Origin of the sequence: Jiangella rhizosphaerae, assembly GCF_003579925.1 — a bacterium.
In the GTDB taxonomy this organism is placed as follows: Bacteria; Actinomycetota; Actinomycetes; order Jiangellales; family Jiangellaceae; genus Jiangella; species Jiangella rhizosphaerae.
The window spans coordinates 1-13,916 of the sequence record NZ_QUAL01000139.1 but is presented as its reverse complement, the minus strand read 5'-3'; the positions used below and the strand labels follow the sequence as shown (position 1 = coordinate 13,916).

At 72.4% G+C, this 13,916-nt stretch carries 13 protein-coding genes and 1 pseudogene; 2 read left to right on the top strand and 12 right to left on the bottom strand.

Going from position 1 to position 13,916, the window contains the following annotated elements; genetic code table 11:
* Positions 1 to 75 precede the first annotated feature (75 nt).
* The 6 genes from DY240_RS14130 to DY240_RS14105 all read right to left on the bottom strand — a co-directional run bounded on the left by DY240_RS14130 (position 76) and on the right by DY240_RS14105 (position 7,162).
* Entirely contained in the window at positions 76 to 942 is an 867-nt protein-coding gene (locus DY240_RS14130; RefSeq protein WP_119660505.1) for a sugar phosphate isomerase/epimerase family protein, read from the bottom strand.
* A 130-nt stretch (positions 943 to 1,072) separates the two neighbouring features.
* Entirely contained in the window at positions 1,073 to 2,308 is a 1,236-nt protein-coding gene (locus tag DY240_RS14125; RefSeq protein WP_119660504.1) for a substrate-binding domain-containing protein, read from the bottom strand.
* 33 nt (positions 2,309 to 2,341) lie between these two features.
* Complete coding sequence (locus tag DY240_RS14120; protein ID WP_119660503.1) at positions 2,342 to 3,394, bottom strand: ABC transporter permease; 1,053 nt, start codon at positions 3,392 to 3,394, stop codon at positions 2,342 to 2,344.
* A complete protein-coding gene (locus DY240_RS14115) occupies positions 3,391 to 4,479 on the bottom strand; it encodes an ABC transporter permease (RefSeq protein WP_119660502.1) in 1,089 nt (362 codons plus the stop codon). The genes DY240_RS14120 and DY240_RS14115 overlap by 4 nt, the downstream gene beginning before the upstream one ends.
* Positions 4,476 to 6,023: a sugar ABC transporter ATP-binding protein gene (locus DY240_RS14110; RefSeq protein WP_119660501.1), complete on the bottom strand. Its 1,548-nt coding sequence runs from the start codon at positions 6,021 to 6,023 to the stop codon at positions 4,476 to 4,478. The genes DY240_RS14115 and DY240_RS14110 overlap by 4 nt, the downstream gene beginning before the upstream one ends.
* Positions 6,020 to 7,162, bottom strand: coding sequence for a Gfo/Idh/MocA family protein (locus tag DY240_RS14105; RefSeq protein WP_119660500.1), 1,143 nt, complete (start codon positions 7,160 to 7,162; stop codon positions 6,020 to 6,022). Before DY240_RS14105 ends, DY240_RS14110 begins: the two co-directional genes overlap by 4 nt.
* Positions 7,163 to 7,336: 174 nt before the next feature.
* Here DY240_RS14105 and DY240_RS14100 point away from each other — a divergent pair, with 174 nt between their 5' ends.
* The gene (locus tag DY240_RS14100; RefSeq protein WP_119660499.1) at positions 7,337 to 8,509 is read left to right on the top strand and encodes an ROK family transcriptional regulator; all 1,173 of its coding nucleotides are present in this window, start codon (positions 7,337 to 7,339) and stop codon (positions 8,507 to 8,509) included.
* A 109-nt stretch (positions 8,510 to 8,618) separates the two neighbouring features.
* On the opposite strand, the gene DY240_RS14095 is transcribed toward DY240_RS14100, so the two are convergent.
* The 5 genes from DY240_RS14095 to DY240_RS33720 all read right to left on the bottom strand — a co-directional run bounded on the left by DY240_RS14095 (position 8,619) and on the right by DY240_RS33720 (position 12,791).
* Positions 8,619 to 9,260: an FMN reductase gene (locus tag DY240_RS14095; RefSeq protein ID WP_119660498.1), complete on the bottom strand. Its 642-nt coding sequence runs from the start codon at positions 9,258 to 9,260 to the stop codon at positions 8,619 to 8,621.
* The gene (locus tag DY240_RS14090; protein ID WP_119660497.1) at positions 9,257 to 10,420 is read right to left on the bottom strand and encodes an LLM class flavin-dependent oxidoreductase; all 1,164 of its coding nucleotides are present in this window, start codon (positions 10,418 to 10,420) and stop codon (positions 9,257 to 9,259) included. Before DY240_RS14090 ends, DY240_RS14095 begins: the two co-directional genes overlap by 4 nt.
* A gap of 113 nt (positions 10,421 to 10,533) precedes the next feature.
* Positions 10,534 to 11,922 (bottom strand): xylulokinase, encoded by a 1,389-nt coding sequence (xylB, locus tag DY240_RS14085; RefSeq protein WP_119660496.1) that lies wholly within the window; start codon positions 11,920 to 11,922, stop codon positions 10,534 to 10,536.
* A gap of 50 nt (positions 11,923 to 11,972) precedes the next feature.
* Positions 11,973 to 12,623: a DsbA family oxidoreductase gene (locus DY240_RS14080; protein ID WP_119660495.1), complete on the bottom strand. Its 651-nt coding sequence runs from the start codon at positions 12,621 to 12,623 to the stop codon at positions 11,973 to 11,975.
* A gap of 42 nt (positions 12,624 to 12,665) precedes the next feature.
* Positions 12,666 to 12,791 carry a hypothetical protein gene (locus DY240_RS33720; RefSeq protein ID WP_267901679.1) on the bottom strand — a complete coding sequence of 42 codons (126 nt, stop codon included), beginning with the start codon at positions 12,789 to 12,791 and terminating at the stop codon, positions 12,666 to 12,668.
* 165 nt (positions 12,792 to 12,956) lie between these two features.
* On the opposite strand from DY240_RS33720, the gene DY240_RS14075 reads away from it, so the two are divergent.
* Complete coding sequence (locus DY240_RS14075; protein ID WP_119660494.1) at positions 12,957 to 13,340, top strand: hypothetical protein; 384 nt, start codon at positions 12,957 to 12,959, stop codon at positions 13,338 to 13,340.
* Between the two features lie 20 nt (positions 13,341 to 13,360).
* Here DY240_RS14075 and DY240_RS14070 read toward each other — a convergent pair.
* Positions 13,361 to 13,916: pseudogene (locus DY240_RS14070) on the bottom strand (DNA primase); the annotation flags it as partial.

Below are 13,916 nucleotides of genomic sequence, written 5' to 3'. Positions count from 1 at the left end.
GAAAGAGCGACTCTGCTACTCGAAACCCCGCGGCGTGCCGGCGCCGCCGGTCGTGCGGATGTGCTGGTGTGCTCGTCAGGGGTGCTGCTGCGGTACCACTCCCCTCAGGAAGGACAGGCCGTCGACGGCGATCGCGTCCTGGCTCGCGGCCAGCGGCCGCCAGATGGAGGCGGCGGTGGCGATCGTGGCGTTGTCGGCGGTGAACGACTCGATGACCAGCGGGCCGGTGTAGCCCGCCGCGTCCAGCGCGGCGACGATGCCGGGCCAGTCGAGGTGGTCCGCACCCGGCGCGCCGCGGTCGTTGGCACACACCTGGACGTGCGCGATGCGGCCGGCCGCCCTCCCGATGGCGCCGGTGACGGACTGCTCCTCGATGTTCATGTGGTAGACGTCCAGCGCCAGGCCGATGCCGTCGGCCGGCAGCCCCTCGATCGCCTCGAGCGCCTGGTCGACGGTGTTGATCAGGCTGGTCTCGTAGCGGTTCAGGGGTTCGACGGCGACGGTGACGCCGGCCGCGCGGGCGTGCGCCACCACCGGGCTCAGGCCCTCGCGCAGCTCGGCGTACCGGGCGGCCCGCTCGGACGGGCTCATCCGCCAGGTCCGGCCGACCGACGCGTACGCCGGCCCGGCGATGGCCGGCGCGTCCACCGTCGCGGCGACATCGACGACGTGCCGCAGGTAGTCGCGGGTGCGGGCGACGGTGCCGGCGTCGGTCTCGACCAGCTCACGACCGTCGCCCATGACCAGCGCGACCGCCGCGGAGAGGCCGTGGTCGCCGAGGACCTTCGCCGCGCGGACGGGGTCCCAGTCGCCGGGGTTCTCGACCGGCAGCTCGACGACGTCGAACCCCCAGCCGCTGATCCGTGGCGCCAGCTCGGCCAGCGCGGCGTCGGTGAGCGGTGACGTCCACACCCAGGTGTTGACCCCGAAGCGTCGGGTCATCGGTTCGGGACTCCTCTCCCCAACGCCCCGTTGATCTTGGAGTTCTGCGAGTATCACACGGACATTTCGTCCCGCAATTGCCGAACTGCTCCAAGATCAACGGGGTTGGGTGCTCAGGCGGTGGTGCCGGTCAGCGGTCCTGCCATGCGGCCGGGTAGCCCGGCAGGTCCTCGCCGCCGAACTTGGCGTAGTGCAGGCTGGGCATGTCGGCGTTGCGCTCGAGGAACTCGTCGCGGTCCTCCTCGGTGATCGGGTCCTGCGGGAGCACCCACTCCGAGGGCACCTGCTCGCCGGCCCAGATCATCGTCGCGGCGAGGATCGGGGTGCGCCACTGGAAGTTCGAGTAGACCGGGGCGATCGCCGTCATGCCGGTCTCCTGCCACTTGCGCAGGAAGCTCAGCTCGTCCTCGCCGACCATCACCGGGTAGTCGTTGCCGGTGTCCTCGAACGCCTCGACGGCCGCGACGGCGCCGTCGCCGGCGTCCATCCAGATGCCGTCGACCTCGCCGCGCTGCAGGTACTGCGTGACGATGTTCTTGATCTCCGCGCCGTCGCCGCCGGTGAACTCGTCGCCGAGGATCTCCAGCTCGCTGTCGGCGAAGATCTCCTGCGCCGCCGCCCAGCGGTTCTCCAGCACGTCGACACCCGGCAGGATGCGCAGCGCCAGCACCGTCGAGCCCGGCTCCAGGTTCTCGACCAGGAACTCCGCGCCGTCGGCGCCGTAGGCGTAGCCGCCGATCGGGTGGATGAACGTCACCATGCAGTCGGTGTTGACGCCGCGGTCGAACACGATGACCGGCACGCCGCTCGCGCAGGCCGCCTCGACCGCCGGGGTGAGGGTGGCCGTCGTCGACGGCGAGATGATGATCGCGTTGCAGTCCCCGGCGTCGATGAAGGCCTGGATGTCGGAGATCTGCTTGTTGTCGTCGTCGGCGGCGTCGGAGACCCGGAACTCACCGATCAGGCCCTGCTGCTGCAGCACCTCGACCTGCTGCTGCATGGTGATCCAGCCCGTGACCCGCCACGGGTTGCTCACCGAGGCGTTGGAGAAGCAGAGCGTGTTGCCGTCCTGCGCGTACTCCGTCGTGTCGACGTACTCGGGCTCGATCGCCTGCAGCCACGGGGTGGCCGGGTCGCCCTCCGGTTCGACGTCACGCTGGGCCAGCTGACGGTCGTAGTCGGCGCGGACGAAGAACTCGCCGTCGGCGGTCTCCTCCTCCGGCTCCTCGCCCTCGGCGCCCGGGTCCTCACCGGCCGCCGCGGTCTCCTCGGGCGCCGCCGTGTCGGACGGCTCGTCGGTCGTACAGGCCGCGAGCATCAAGGCCGCGGCGGCCGACGCCGCCAGTAGAGCGCGCGTAGTGCGCATCGTTCCCCCTCCTTGGGTGACGATCAAAAGAGATCAGGCTTCGTTCGGTTGCGGTTGGGACGGGACTTCCTGGTGGTGACGGGGACGCGCTCGCTCGCGGGCCGCGTAGGCGACGGCCGCGATGATGATCACGCCTTGCACCGCCGGCCGGATGGTCGACGGCAGCTCCAGCTGGTTGAACAGGACGAACAGGGCCTCGAGGGTGAGCGCGCCGGCCATCGCCGCGACGACCGAGCCGCGGCCGCCGCCGAGCACCACACCACCGAGCACCACCGCCGTGATCGCGGTGAACTCCAGGCCCTGGCCCACCTGAGCGGTGACACCGGCGTAACCGCCGATGAGGATCGCCGCCAGCGTCGCCAGCACGCTGGAGATGACGAACGCCAAGGTGCGCACCCGCCAGACCCGGACGCCGGAGAACCCCGCGGCCCGCTCGTTGTCGCCGGTGGCGACCAACGTGCGGCCGTACGAGCTGCGCATGACCGCCACGGCGATGATGACGATCCCGACGAGAATCATCAGCGCCCATGGCAGTTGCCGTACGACCGCCATGTCGATGCCGCCGCGCCCGGGCTGGCGGAACGCCTCGGACAGTGCGCCGGTCGGCGCGCCCCCGGTCCACAACCGGATGGCGCCGTAGAGCACCAGCATCATGCCGAGCGTCGTGATGAACGACTGCACCTTGAGCAGCGTCGTGATCAGCCCGTTGACCAGGCCGACGAGAATGCCGAAGCCGAGCATCAGCAGGATGACGGGGACCGTGCGGCCCTCCTCGCCGTCGATCAGCGCGGCGGCGATGACCACCTGCGCGCCCACCAGCGACCCGACCGACAGGTCGAACTCACCGGACACGATGACGAAGTACTGGCCGATGGCCAGGATCATCAGCGGCGCCGCCTGCTTGAGGAAGGCCATCAGCGACGGCGGCTCGGCGAAGCTCGGGTTCACGATGAAGATCGCGGCGAACACGACGATGAGCAGCGCGAACACGGTGGCGCTGCCGCCGCCGAAGACCCGGGCGAGCAGGTCCCCGGCGCGCGACCCGGCGCTGCGCTGCGGCGTCGGCCGCGGAGCCGTGACGGTCATCGAGTGCCTCCCGCAAGCTCAGGTGCCGGCTGGTCGGGTCGGGGCTCGGGTGGCGCGGAGCCGCCGCTGCCGCCGTCACCCCCGAACCTGACGCGGCTGGCCTTCCGGTCGATCTGCCGGCGGGCGTAGATGGCGACGGCGGCGACGATGATGGTGCCGCGCAGCACGTCCTTGAAGAACGGGTCGACCGCGAGGATGTTGAACACGGTGTCCAGCACGGCCAGGATCAGCACGCCGGCGATCGTCCCGCCGATGCCGCCGCGGCCGCCCATCAGCAGCGTCCCGCCGAGCACCACGGCCGCGATGGACTCCAGGTCGTAGCCGGAGTTGTAGACCAGCGCGCTGCCGGTGCCGAACCGGGCGGCGATGAGCAGACCCGCGATGCCCGCGGCGATCGAGCAGAGCACGTGCGCCGTGACCAGCACCCGGCCGGTGCGCACGCCGGACAGCCGCGCCACGTCCTCGCTGCCGCCGACGGCGAACATGTGGTAGCCGGTGCGGGTCTTGCGCAGGAACAGGATGCCCGCGACCGCCACGGCCAGCATGACCAGCGTCGACACCGGCACCGGGCCGATGCGGCTGAAGCCGAACTGCTGGAACGAGCTCGGCACGTCGCCGGCCGGGCCCTGGTACTCGGTGTCGAGGTAGCCCTTGATGATGAGGCCGACGCCGAGGGTCGCGATGAACGGGTTGACCTTCAGCACCGTCACGATCAGGCCGTTGCACAGGCCGATCGCGCCCGCTACCAGCAGCACGGCGCCGATCGCCAGCGGTACCCGCGCGGGGTCGCCGTTCATCGTCGTCGCGGCGATCAGGCTGCTCAACGCCATGACGTAGCCGACGGACAGGTCCAGCGACCGGCACAGGATGACCAGCGTCTGCCCGATCGCGACGAACCCGAGCAGGCTGGAGCGGCTCAGCATGTCGCGGGTGTTGGCGATGCTGAACAGGTTCTGCCCGTCCACCGCCACGAGGACGGCCCCGATGACGGCGACCGCGACCAGCGCGAGCCACACCAGCTCGGTGGCGCCCAGCCGGCGGCGGGTGGCCCGGCCGGTGCCGGCGACGGCGACCGCCCGGCTCATGACTGGGTCCCTTCGGCCTCGTGGCCCGTGGCCAGCGCCATCACGGTCTCCTCATCGATGGCCCCAGGGCCGCCGGTCAATTCACCCGCGATGCGACCGTCCCGGAGGACGACGATGCGGTCGGCCATCCCGAGCACCTCGGGCAGCTCGGACGAGATCATCAGGATCGCCACGCCCTGCGCGGACAGCTCGCGCATCAGCGTGTAGACCCGCTCCTTCGCGCCCACGTCGATGCCGCGGGTGGGCTCGTCGAGCACGATCACCTTCGGCTCGGTCGCCAGCCACTTGGCCAGCACGACCTTCTGCTGGTTGCCGCCGGACAGGAACCGGACCTCCTGGCTGCTGCCGCGCGAGACCAGCTCCAGCGACGACAGGATGCCGGGGATCTTGCGGGCCCGCTGCCCGGCGCGGCGCGGCAGGACGGCGTCGAGCACCAGCCGGGCGTTCGCGGCGATCGACTGGTTGAGCACCAGGCCCTCGCCCTTGCGGTCCTCGGTGACCAGCGCCAGCCCGGCCCGCACGGCCTGCCGTGGGGTCCGGGCGGTGAGCGGGCGGCCGTCGAGCCGGACCGTGCCGCGGGTGAACCGGTCGACGCCGAACAGGGCGTGCGCGATCTCGGTGCGCCCGCTGCCCTGCAGCCCGGCCAGCGCGACGATCTCGCCGCCGCGGACCCGCAGGTCGATGCCGTCGAGCTGCTCGTTGCCGCCGCCCTGGATCTCCAGACGGACGTCGCCGAGCTCGGTGCCGGGCAGCTTGTCGGGGAAGAAGCTCGAGATGGGCCGGCCCACCATCTTGCGGACCAGCTCGTCGGAGGTGATGTCGGCGGTCGCGACGGTGTCGACCAGCGCGCCGTCCTTGAGGATGGTGACCCGGTCGGAGAGGTCGAAGATCTCCTTGAGCCGGTGCGAGACGTAGAGGATGGCGACGCCGCGCTCCTTCAGCTTCGCGATGAGGCGGTAGAGCAGCTCCACCTCCTCGTCGGCCAGCGCGGCGGTGGGCTCGTCCATCGAGATGATCCGCGCGTCGTAGGACAGCGCCTTGACGATCTCGACGATCTGCTGGCCGGCCACCGAGAGCGAGCGGACCCGGGTCTCCGGCCGCAGCCAGGTGAGGCCGAGGTCGTCCAGCAGCGCGGCGGTGTCGGCGTTCATCCGGCCGGCGTCGACCAGCCGGTTGCGGCGCGGCTCGCGGCCGAGGAACACGTTCTCGGCGACGGTCCGCTCCGGCAGCAGGTTGAACTCCTGGAAGACCGTGGACACGCCGGCCTGCTGGGCCTGCAGCGGGTGCTCGAACCGGACCGCCCGGCCGTCGAGTTCGACGGTGCCGCCGTCGGCCTGGTAGACGCCGGCGAGGATCTTCATCAGCGTCGACTTGCCGGCGCCGTTCTCGCCGATCAGCGCGTGCACCTCACCGGCACGCAGGTCGAGGTCGACCCCGTGCAGGACCTGGACGCCGAGGAACGACTTCTCGATGCCGCTCATCCGCAGCAGAGTCGTGGCGGTGCTCGTCCGGCCCGGGCCGGACGGGTTCGGGTCCGCCGTCATTCCGGCACCTCCACCCACTCGCGCTCGCGGGCCGACGTCATGACGGCCTCGGCCAGCCGGGCCGCGCGCAGGCCGTCGGCGAACGTGGGCAGGCCGTCGGGGACGTCGCCGCCGATGGCCTCGTGCGTGTCGGCCACGAACGCGTCGAAGCAGTCCTGGTAGCCCTGCGGGTGGCCGGCGGGGACCCGGGCGTACCTGGCGGCCGGCGAACTGAGCGTCTCTGGGTCGCGGACCAGCTGGCTGCTGCGCGCGCGGCCGCCCCACCACAGCTGCTCGGGGTTCTCCTGGTCGAAGGCCAGCGAGCCGCGCGAGCCCGACACCTCCAGCAGCAGCCGGTTCTTGCGGCCGGCCGAGACCTGGCTGACGACGACCGAGCCGATCGCGCCGCTCCCGGTGGCGAACTGGACGACGACGACGTCCTCGGTGGTGACGTCGCGCAGCGTCTCGACGCCGCGCAGCTTGTTCACCGTCGACGACTGCGCGGAGAGCCGGGCGATCCGCTCCCCCGTCACGAACTCCAGCAGGTCGCACCAGTGCGAGCCGATGTCGCCGAAGGCGCGGGTCGGGCCGCCGAGGTGGGGGTCGACACGCCAGTTGTCGTCGGTCGGGTGCAGCAGCCAGTCCTGCAGGTAGCTGCCGTGGGCGACGAAGATCGTGCCGACCTCGCCGGCGCGGACGCGCTCGCGGGCCTCGCGGACCATCGGGTGGAAGCGGTAGACGAACGGGACGGCGGCGACGCGGCCGGCCTCGCGCGCGGCGGCGGTCATCGCCTCGGCGGCCGAGGTGGAGGTCGCCAGCGGCTTCTCGCACACGACGTGCTTGCCGGCGGCGAGCGCGGCGAGCACGACGGGCTCGTGCAGGTGGTTGGGGGTGCACACGTGGACGACGTCGACGTCGGCGCGGTCGAGGAGCTCGTCGAGGGTCGCGTAGACCGCGTCGGCCTGCAGCTCGCCCTGGGCCGCCGCGGCGCGCTCCGGGCTGGAGCCCACGGCTCCGACCACCCGGCCGCCGGCCACCTGGACCGCCCGCGCGTGCACACGGCCCATGAAGCCGGTCCCGACGATCGCTGCCCGGTACCCCGCCGCGGAAACGGGTTCTTCGCTGCCGGCCTCGCGGTCTGTGATCGGAGTCACTGCCATGGCAGAGGAACTTAGAGGCACTTTTGCACGTACGTCAAGCAAAAGTTGCGCGGCTGTTACCGCATGTGCGGATGTTGCACAGAAGGAAGTCTGGTGTGTTTCACTAGTGCCATGCTCGAAGGCGTAGGCGTCACGACGTCACGGCCGGCATATGCCCAGCCAGACGGCTCCTCGATGTACTCGGCGGGGTCGCTGTTCCAGCTGCTGCGCGACGGCCGGCCGCGCACGCGCGCCGAGCTCGCGGCCGAGACCGGGCTGGCCCGCTCGACCGTCACCCAGCGCGTCGACGCCCTGCTGGCGAGCAACCTCATCGGCCCGGCCGACAAGGCCGCCTCCACCGGCGGCCGGCCGCCCACGCGGTTCGCGTTCAACCCCAACGCGCGGTGCGTGCTGGCCGCCGACATCGGCGCCACGCACGCCCGGCTGGCCCTCACCGACCTCGCCGCCGAGGTGCTCGCCCAGTCCGCCGACGACCTGCTGGTCGCCGCCGGCCCCGAGACCGTCCTCGACTGGGTCGACCGCGTCGGTCACGACCTCATCCGGCAGGCCGGCCGCGACCCGCGCGACCTGCTGGGCGTCGGCATCGGCTTGCCCGGCCCGGTCGAGCACTCCACCGGCCGCCCGGTCAGCCCGCCCATCATGCCCGGCTGGGACGGCTTCGACGTGCAGGGCTACCTGCAGGACCGGTTCGGCGCGGTCGCGCTGGTCGACAACGATGTCAACATCATGGCGCTGGGCGAGCACCACGTGGCGTGGAGCGACGCGCCGCACATGATGTTCGTCAAGGTCGCGACCGGCATCGGCAGCGGCCTCATCAGCGACGGCCGGCTGCACCGCGGCGCCCAGGGCGCCGCCGGCGACATGGGCCACCTGCAGCTGCCGCACGGCACCGACGTCATCTGCCGCTGCGGCAACACCGGCTGCCTCGAGGCCGTCGCCAGCGGCGCGGCCATCGCCGCCAAGCTCGCCGCCCGCGGCATCGAGGCTTCCTCCAGCTTCGACGTCGTCGGCCTGGCCCGCGGCGGCAACATCGAGGCGCTGCAGCTGCTGCGCCAGGCCGGCCGCGACATCGGCGAGGTGCTGGCCGCCGCGGTGAGCCTGTTCAACCCGTCGGTCATCGTCATCGGCGGCTCGCTCTCGCAGGCCGGCGAGCACCTCATCGCCGGCGTCCGCGAGATCGTCTACCGGCGGTCGCTGCCGCTGGCCACCCAGGACCTGCGCATCGTCCAGTCCAGCACCGGCGACCGCGCCGGCATCATCGGGGCCGCCGTCATGGTCATCGACCACGCACTCGCCCCCGCGCAGGTCGACCTGCTCATGTCGGCCGCGCTCACGGCGATGGCCTGACCCTCCGCGGGGTCCCGCGGCCCCTCGGTCGAGCGGCGGCGGCGAGGGCTCGTGTCCCCGCCCGGGCCCTGCGCCCCGTGCGGCGCTGCGGTGACGCCGTCGGCGCCGGTCAGTTCTCCGCGAGCAGCTGCTCGAACGGCGTCGGCACCGCGAACGGGTCGGCCGCCTGACGGGGCTCGCGGCCGGTCACCAGCTCGGCGAACTCGCGGGCGCCGCGCTCGATCCGCCGCGTCAGCCCGGTCGGCGCCGTCGCGCCGGCACCGTCGCCGGCGCCCTCCGCGCCCCAGTCGGAGGTCGCCGCGTAGACCGCCGTCGGCACGACGATGGCGTGCAGGTAGGTGAACAGCGGCCGCATCGCGTGCTCGAGCGCCAGCGAGTGCCGCTCCGTCCCGCCGGTCGCGCCGAGCAGCACGGGCATCCCGTCGAGCGCGTCGGCGTCGACCACGTCGAAGAACGTCTTGAACAGGCCGCTGTAGGAGGCGGTGAAGATCGGCGAGACCGCGATCAAGCCGTCCGCCGTCGTCACCGCCTCGATCGCCCGCTCCAGCGAGGTGCTCGGGAAACCGCTGAGCAGGTGGTTGGTGAGGTCGTGCGCGTGCTCGCGCAGTTCGACGACCCGCAGGTCGACGTCGACGTCGCGGGCGGTGAACTGGCGGCCGGCCGCGTCGGCGAGCCGGTCGGCCAGCAGCCGCGTCGACGACGGCTGGCGCAGCCCCGCCGACACGACCGCGATGCGGCGCGAGGTGGTCATCGGGCGGCCTCCGCGTTCTCCGCCGCCGCGTTCTCGGCCGTCCGGCCGGTGACGTCGTCCTCGGCGTGCACCGTGGTGTCGCGCGCACCGCCGGCGGCCGCGACCAGCGACGCGTGCGTCGGCGCGTCGGGGATGTGCTCGGGCCGGCCGATGGCCATCTCGCGGCGCAGTACCGGCACGACCTCGGTGCCGAGGATCTCGATCTGCTCGAGCACGACGTCGAGCGGCAGGCCCGCGTGGTCCATGAGGAACAGCTGGCGCTGGTAGTGACCGACGTGGTCGCGCATGGCGGCGTACCGGTCGATGACCTGCTGCGGGCTGCCGACCGTCAGCGGCGTCTGCTCCATGAACTCCTCCAGCGAGGGGCCGTGGCCGTACACCGGCGCGACGTCGAAGTAGGGCCGGAACTCGCGGATCGCGTCCTGCGAGTTCGGCCGCATGAACACCTGACCGCCGAGGCCGACGATGGCGGTGTCGGCCGGGCCGTGGCCGTAGTGCTCGAAGCGGCGGCGGTAGAGGTTCACCATCTGCTTCGTGTGCGACATCGGCCAGAAGATGTTGTTGTGGAAGAAGCCGTCACCGTAGTAGGCGGCCTGCTCCGCGATCTCCGGGCTGCGGATCGACCCGTGCCAGACGAACGGCGGCACGCCGTCCAGCGGCCGCGGCGTCGACGTGAAGCCCTGCAGCGGGGTGCGGAACCGGCCCTGCCAGTCGACGACGTCCTCGCGCCACAGCCGGTGCAGCAGTGCGTAGTTCTCGACGGCCAGCGCGATGCCGTCGCGGATGTCCTTGCCGAACCACGGATAGACCGGGCCGGTGTTGCCGCGGCCCATCATGAGGTCGACGCGGCCGTCGGTGAGGTGCTGCAGCTTGGCGTAGTTCTCCGCGATCAGCACCGGGTCGGTGGTCGTGATCAGCGTCGTCGCCGTCGAGAGGATGATCCGCTCGGTCTGCGCGCCGATGTAGGCCAGCGTCGTCGTCGGCGCCGAGGCGATGAACGGCGGGTTGTGGTGCTCACCGGTCGCGAAGACGTCGAGGCCGACCTCCTCGGCCTTCTTGGCGATCGCTACCGTCGCCTTGATCCGCTCGTGCTCGGTGGGGGTCCGCCCCGTCGTGGGATCGGTGGTCACGTCCCCCACCGTGAAGATCCCGAACTGCATCTCGCGTCACTCCCTCTCGCCGACTGTTGACGTGTCAACCAAATCTACCCGCCACAACTCGGCGACCCGTGCCCGTATTCCGGGCCCGCCATTCCAGGGTCCCACGCGAGAGGTCAGCCGTGCAGTCGCGTGCGCGCCTCCGCGTAGGCCTCGCGCACGCGGGCGGAGCCGCCGTCGCCGCCGGGCTCGACCGTGGTCTCGAGCGCGAGCGGCCAGGCGGGCGGCGTGGCGGCGCCGGAGAGGGACCAGGCGGCCTGCCGGGCCGCGCCGAGCGCGACGTACTCCCCCGGCGACGGCACGACGACCGGCGTGCCGAACACCTCGGGGGCGACGGCCCGCACCGCGGCCGACTTGGCCGCGCCGCCGATCAGCAGCACCCGGCGGACGACGACCCCCTGCGCGGCCAGCGCGTCGACGCCGTCGGCGAGACCGCAGAGCATGCCCTCGACCGCGGCCCGGGCGAGGTTCTGCGGCGTCATCGCGGCGCGGGTGAGGTTGACCAGCGAGCCGGTGGCGTCGGGCAGGTCGGGCGTGCGCTCGCCGTCGAGGTACGGCAGCAGCACCAGGCCGCCGGCGCCGGACTCCGCCTCGAGGGCGAGCCGGTCCAGACCGGCGAGGTCGGTGCCGAGCAGCGTTGCCGCGGCGGTGAGCACACGGGCGGCGTTGAGGGTGGCGACCAGCGGCAGATGCCGCCCTGTGGCGTCGGCGAACCCGGCGACGGTGCCGGTGGCGTCGGCGACCGGCGACTCGGAGACGGCGAACGCCGTGCCGCTCGTGCCGAGGGAGACGACGACGTCGCCGGGCTCCAGCGTCAGGCCGAGCGCCGCGCCCATGTTGTCGCCGGTGCCGGGCGCGATGGCCGCGCCCGACGCCGTCGACCCCGTGACCTCGGCCGGGGCGGCCACCCGCGGTACGCCGATGCTCCGGCCGAAGCCCAGTTCCAGCAGGTCGGGACGGTACTCGTTGGTCGCTGCGGACCAGTAGCCCGTGCCGGAGGCGTCGCCGCGGTCGGTGACCGGCTCCGCCGGGCGGCCCGCGAGGAGCCAGGTGAGATAGTCGTGCGGCAGCATGACCTGCTCGACACTGGCGGCGTTGTCCTTCTCGTGCTCGGCGAGCCAGCGCAGCTTGGTGACGGTGAAGCTGGCCACCGGGACCAGCCCGACGGCGTCGGCCCAGGCGGCGGGGCCGCCCAGTTCCGCCGTCAGGTCGCGGGCGGCGCCGGCCGAGCGGGTGTCGTTCCACAGCAGCGCCGGGCGGACCACCTCGCCGGCGTCGTCGAGCACGACCATGCCGTGCTGCTGCCCGCCGACGGCGACCGCCGCGGCGCGGTCCAGCAGTCCGTCGCCGGCCTTCTGGAGGGCGTCCCACCAGGCACGGGGGTCGACCTCGGTGCCGTCGGGGTGGTCGGCCCGCCCGGTCTCGACGACGGCGCCGGAGTCGGCGTCGACGAGCACGACCTTGCAGGACTGGGTGGACGAATCGATGCCGGCGACGAGGGTCATGCCCGCATCATGCCCGGCCGGAGCCGGCCGGCGCGAGGGCGGGCCGGTCGTTACCGCACCGGCGCGGTGGCCCGGCGGTAGGCCTCGGCGAGGGCGCCGTCGAAGACCTCGACCGGCTGCGCGCCGGCCACGCCGTGCGTGCGGCCCATCACGAAGAACGGGACGCCGCTGGCGCCGAACTGGCGGGCCAGGTCGATCTCGGCCCGCACGTCGTCGGCGTAGTCGTCGCCGTCGAGGACCCGCCGCGCCTCGTCGGCGGGCACGCCCACCTCGGCGGCCAGCCGGACGACGTTCTCCGGGGTGCCCAGGTGCACGGACTCGACGAGATGGGCGCGCATCAGCCGCTCGTGCAGCTGCGGCCCGGCGCCGTGCTCGCGGGCCAGGTGCGCCACCCGGTGCGCGTCGAACGTGTTCGCGACCCGCGCGGTCTCGAGGTGGTACTCCAGGCCCTCGGCCGCGGCGAGCGTGGTGACCCGCTCGTTCATCTGCACGACCTGCTCGGCGCTGACGCCGTACTTCGTCCGCAGGCTCTCCGACACCGGTCCGTCGGCGCCGGGCGGCGTGGACGGGTCCAGCTGGAAGCTGCGCCACACGATCTCGACGTCGTCGGCGTGCTCGAACCGGCTCAGCGCCGTCTCGAGCCGCCGCTTGCCGATGTAGCACCACGGGCAGACGAAGTCCGACCACACCTCGACCAGCACTGTCGTGTTCTCCTCGTTAGGGGTTCGGGGGGCGTTCGGGGTTCAGAGGGCGCAGAAGCCGTCGGCACAGTCGCCGGCGTCGGTGGCGCCGTCAGGGGTGCCGAGCACGATGAGGCCGGCGGGCGGGTCGTCCGTCGCGGCCGTCGTCACCTCGCGGGATTCGCTCATGATGGTTGAAGCGTCAACGGGTCGCGTGGCATTCCCTCGTCCGGCTCCGGCTCGTCCACAGGCCGCACCCTCTCGCGCCGTTATCCACAATGTCCGATTCGTCCCGCGCGAGCTGCGCCGCGATCCGCAAGGGTCGTACCATGACGATCCACGAAGGAGCGGTACATGAACGACGCGCAGACCTGGACGTTGATCGGCGGCTTCATCACCGTCGTGAGCATCATGTCCACGATGCTGCTGCGCCTGGTCGACGCCAAGGTCGAGAGGCTCGACGGCCGCTTCGACGCCATCGACCACCGGTTCGCGGCGATGGACGAGAAGTTCGAGGCCCGTTTCGCGGCGATGGACGAGAAGTTCGAGGCCCGTTTCGTGTCCATGGACGCCAAGTTCGGCGCCATGGACACGAAGTTCGGCGCCATGGACGCGAAGTTCGACTCCATGCGTGCCGAGATGAACACCCGGTTCGACGAGGTCAACCGGCGCATCGACCACCTCGACGGCGACGTGCAGGCGCTCACGCGGCACGTCTTCCACCGCGAGGACGGCTGACCCCGCGACGTCACCGGGCGTCAGCCGGCGGCGCCGATGCCTCGCTCGCGCAGGTCGCGGCGGTGCTTCTCCAGCGCCATGAGCTCGCCGAACAGCCGGTTGTAGACCTCGACCTGCGCCGACGGGTCGGTGCGCTGCAGCTTGGCCTTCAACGCGACCAGCTGGCGCGACACCCAGACCTCGTGCAGCCGCAGCACGACGGAGTCGACGTAACGCTGCACGGCGTTCTCGTCGACGGGCATGGCCTCGACGGCGAGCTGCGTGACGATGTGCCGGGCGGCGTCGTCGGGCGCGACGGCCAGCAGGGCCTCGACCCAGTCGTGCCCACCGGCCTGGGTGGCGCAGCCGCCGGCCTTGGCGACGGTCTCGCGGACGGCGCGGTAGGCCGGCGACAGGAACGCCTCGGGCGCGAGGTCGTCGAAGGTCGGGCCGGCCAGCGCGGGCCGCTGGACGGCGACGCGCAGGGTCGCCCGCTCCAGCTCGAGCGTCTGCGGGTCGACGTTGCCGTGCACCGGCACGCCCAGCGCCTGCTGCCCGTCCAGCGGCGGCGCGGCGGCCCGGCCGCGTCCGCCCGCG

Excerpts from the sequence above, each read along its gene's own strand:
- DY240_RS14130 (WP_119660505.1), bottom strand. The coding sequence starts at position 942 with ATGACCCGACGCTTCGGGGTCAACACCTGGGTGTGGACGTCACCGCTC.
- DY240_RS14125 (WP_119660504.1), bottom strand. The coding sequence starts at position 2,308 with ATGCGCACTACGCGCGCTCTACTGGCGGCGTCGGCCGCCGCGGCCTTG.
- DY240_RS14120 (WP_119660503.1), bottom strand. The coding sequence starts at position 3,394 with ATGACCGTCACGGCTCCGCGGCCGACGCCGCAGCGCAGCGCCGGGTCG.
- DY240_RS14115 (WP_119660502.1), bottom strand. The coding sequence starts at position 4,479 with ATGAGCCGGGCGGTCGCCGTCGCCGGCACCGGCCGGGCCACCCGCCGC.
- DY240_RS14110 (WP_119660501.1), bottom strand. The coding sequence starts at position 6,023 with ATGACGGCGGACCCGAACCCGTCCGGCCCGGGCCGGACGAGCACCGCC.
- DY240_RS14105 (WP_119660500.1), bottom strand. The coding sequence starts at position 7,162 with ATGGCAGTGACTCCGATCACAGACCGCGAGGCCGGCAGCGAAGAACCC.
- DY240_RS14100 (WP_119660499.1), top strand. The coding sequence starts at position 7,337 with ATGTACTCGGCGGGGTCGCTGTTCCAGCTGCTGCGCGACGGCCGGCCG.
- DY240_RS14095 (WP_119660498.1), bottom strand. The coding sequence starts at position 9,260 with ATGACCACCTCGCGCCGCATCGCGGTCGTGTCGGCGGGGCTGCGCCAG.
- DY240_RS14090 (WP_119660497.1), bottom strand. The coding sequence starts at position 10,420 with ATGCAGTTCGGGATCTTCACGGTGGGGGACGTGACCACCGATCCCACG.
- xylB (WP_119660496.1), bottom strand. The coding sequence starts at position 11,922 with ATGACCCTCGTCGCCGGCATCGATTCGTCCACCCAGTCCTGCAAGGTC.
- DY240_RS33720 (WP_267901679.1), bottom strand. The coding sequence starts at position 12,791 with ATGAGCGAATCCCGCGAGGTGACGACGGCCGCGACGGACGACCCGCCC.
- DY240_RS14075 (WP_119660494.1), top strand. The coding sequence starts at position 12,957 with ATGAACGACGCGCAGACCTGGACGTTGATCGGCGGCTTCATCACCGTC.